This window comes from Candidatus Chordibacter forsetii (genome assembly GCF_964187505.1).
Lineage (GTDB): Bacteria > Verrucomicrobiota > Verrucomicrobiia > Opitutales > Seribacteraceae > Chordibacter > Chordibacter forsetii.
On sequence record NZ_CAXLML010000225.1, the window covers coordinates 1 to 2886 of the forward strand.

The following is a 2886-nucleotide window of genomic DNA, read 5'->3' on the forward strand; positions in this document are numbered from 1 at the left end:
TTAGTTTTTGATGACCAAATTGAATTGTCAGTGAGGACTGTTCTGTACCTGGTTCTATTCTTGTTCCTTTCGGGTTGTTTTTCTACCCATTACGATAGAACTGAAAACTTTTCATTTCTATGGAAAATTGGAGACCTAGAGAATGCAGAATTGGAAGCTGCAAGGTTGGCAAGAGAAGGACCGAAGAGAGATCGTATGCTTTATTACTTGGAGCAAGGAGCAGTTGCTCGAATGCATGCCAATTACTCTGCCAGCATATCTGCATTAGACGGAGCTTCTCGTGAGTATGACAGGTGGTATGGTCCACATTTGCGGACTGAGACCCGATTGTCTGAGGAATTTATATCCACCTTGGGTTCAGCAGAATCCAAGCCTTACAAATCGAGGATTTATGAGCGGGCAATGTTGCGGACTTATCAAGCACACAATTACTTGCTAGCAGGTGATCGTGGTCGTGCACGGGCAGAAATTTTTAAGACCCGACAGGCAATCGAAGATACCAAGGATCTATGGAGTAAGGAGCTTTCCGTTGCCCGTGAGAAAAGTGAGAAAAAACAAGTGGATCTTTCTAAAACCCTTAATGATAAGGGTTCTTCTTCCGCACTTCTTGAAGAAAAAGAAAAAATCAAAGCCTTAATCCCGCCAGAATTTCCCAAGTTTATAAACCCAGCGGCTCTGTATTTTGAATCTTTGTACTTCCTGCACGGTGCCAGCCAAAGAGAGGATTTTGCTAAGGCCGAGTATTCATTACGTATACTGAGCTCGATTTATCCTCAAAATAAATGGATTGAAGAGGACTACAGGGCGGCAAAAGTGGGAACGCGTCCAACTGAGAAAACTGTTTATGTCTTTTTTGAAACTGGGCGGGCTCCTGTAAGAGTCGAAAAGAGGTTCGATCTACCTTTGTTCTTTTTCTCCGCCACTTCTCGTGTTCCTTATCTGGGAATTGCTTTTCCAAGTCTCCGGATAAATGATCAATTTTTGAAAGATATAAAAGTTTTTCCGACCATGGATAAATCCAAAGCGGTAACGACCAAATTATTAGCCGACATGGATGCGATTGTTGCTCAGGAATTTAACGAATATTTCGACATCGAATTAACCAAAGCGATCACTGGAGCCATATCCAAGGGCGGATTACAGCACCTAGCTACCAATGCGGTTCGTTCTGAGAATGACCTTGCTCGAGTATCGGTAGGAGCAGGTGTAGGTATGTTGGCACAAGCAACTACCCGAGCAGACCTTCGTTCCTGGAGTACCTTGCCTAAGCAGGTCAGGTTTTGTAAATTATCAATTCCGCAAGATAGGAAGTTGACCTTAAGCGGTGTAGGTACGAATTTATCCACAATTGTGAACCTTAAAAATCAACAGACCCAATTACTCTGGGTACGGAGTGTATCTGCTTTTACACCCTTGCGGGTTGTAGGAGTCTGTTCGCTTTCCAAGTATTAAAAAAACTATGAAGACTAAAATTCAAAAATCTTTTTGTACCTTGTTCTTTTCTTTACTTTTTATTCTTTCGGCATGCTCACAGAAGGGAAAAGTTGGTACGGTAGGCAAGGCAGACCCTAGGGACAAAAGTGCAGAACCAGAGTTGAAAAAAGTTGAGTTCGGTGGCGAGTTGGAAAAAGCCCTCGAAGTGGTCCGTATAACCCAAGGTAAAGCCGATGGAAACCTTCTGCGTATGCAAGTGGAAATAAAAAACTATTCATCTAAGGAGGTTCAATTTACCCACAAACTTGAATGGCTAGATGACGAGGGTTTTTTAGTTAAGGATACTTCCCTTGTCTGGAAAGCCTTGATGATTCGCCCAGGAGAATCCAAGATGATTGAATCAATTGCCACCCGACCGGGAGTTTCCGCTTTTAGATTAAAGATTCAACCTGCTAAAAATCCATGAACCGTTTATTACTTAGTTTATCGCTCATTCTTACTTTCTTTTTCTTTTCCTGCGGAGAACGCAAGCCGGTCGGACGGGCTGCTGATGCACGCTATCTTGAGGACGGGAGCAATAAGGGACTGGTCAATTTGGACAAGATTAATGCCCAAGACTTCTCCCGGGCGGCCAATCAGTTGGTAACTGATTTACTCGCCAGTGGCAGCCTAGCTGAGGCACCAATACAGCCTGCCATCCTTCATATCGGTGAGATTCGTAATGATACTCAGACCTACTTTGATACCGATCTATTGCTGCAGGGGATGAAGCGTGACTTGCTTGCCAGTAAGAGGGTGCGTATTTCCACAACTGCGGGACCGGAGGGTAAGATTGCTGACTCATACGCTGATACTGTACGGAAAGAACTCGGTGCTGATGGAGATAAACAGATCAATCGTCCACGCCCTTACTTTTCTTTGTCCGGGAAAATTATTGAGGAAACTTCAAGGGTCGAAAAAGTAACGCAGAAAGACTTTTATTTCCTCCTTACCTTGACTGAATTAAACGGCGGAACCGGAGTTTGGTTTGGTCGAGAGTTAATTACCAAGCAAGGTAGCAGGGGAGCGATCGGATTTTAAATAGATTCTTTCCACCGGGGAACGAACTTAGGACTCAAGTCTTCTACTTTTTTTAGTCTTGCCCGGTTGACTAGTTGTTCTGAGTTTCCTGTGCAATCAATCAAATCTCCTCGCTGTAAACTAAGGATTAATTTTTGATCTTCCTTAGGTAGGTTTCTTCTCTGCCATTCGTATTCACGTTCGATTCCATCCACTCCCAAGCCCCATAGTGATAGGGTTCCCTTGCGCTTGCGCACGGGAGAAATAATTCGAAACATGCCCGATTTTTCAGGTAAGGCCCTCGGGCGTACTCGGGAAAGTATGGACATGCCAAACTTAACTTCCCTAATTTCCAGGTTCAAGCGCTGGTTAATTTGATCAACTTTTTGCGGA

4 protein-coding genes are annotated in these 2886 nt (G+C 43.9%); 3 read left to right on the forward strand and 1 reads right to left on the reverse strand.

What is annotated here, in order from left to right; genetic code table 11:
- The 3 genes from ACKPQ4_RS09675 to ACKPQ4_RS09685 form a co-directional block, all read left to right on the forward strand.
- The coding region (locus tag ACKPQ4_RS09675) for a hypothetical protein (protein ID WP_407680978.1) at positions 1-1452 on the forward strand (1452 nt) is incomplete at its 5' end.
- A gap of 7 nt (positions 1453-1459) precedes the next feature.
- Positions 1460-1900 (forward strand): DUF1425 domain-containing protein, encoded by a 441-nt coding sequence (locus ACKPQ4_RS09680; RefSeq protein ID WP_407680979.1) that lies wholly within the window; start codon positions 1460-1462, stop codon positions 1898-1900.
- A complete protein-coding gene (locus tag ACKPQ4_RS09685) occupies positions 1897-2514 on the forward strand; it encodes a hypothetical protein (RefSeq protein ID WP_407680980.1) in 618 nt (205 codons plus the stop codon). Before ACKPQ4_RS09680 ends, ACKPQ4_RS09685 begins: the two co-directional genes overlap by 4 nt.
- Here ACKPQ4_RS09685 and ACKPQ4_RS09690 read toward each other — a convergent pair.
- Positions 2511-2886 (reverse strand): hypothetical protein (locus tag ACKPQ4_RS09690; RefSeq protein ID WP_407680981.1); only part of this gene is annotated, 376 nt, incomplete at its 5' end. The two genes, ACKPQ4_RS09685 and ACKPQ4_RS09690, sit on opposite strands and share 4 nt — an antisense overlap.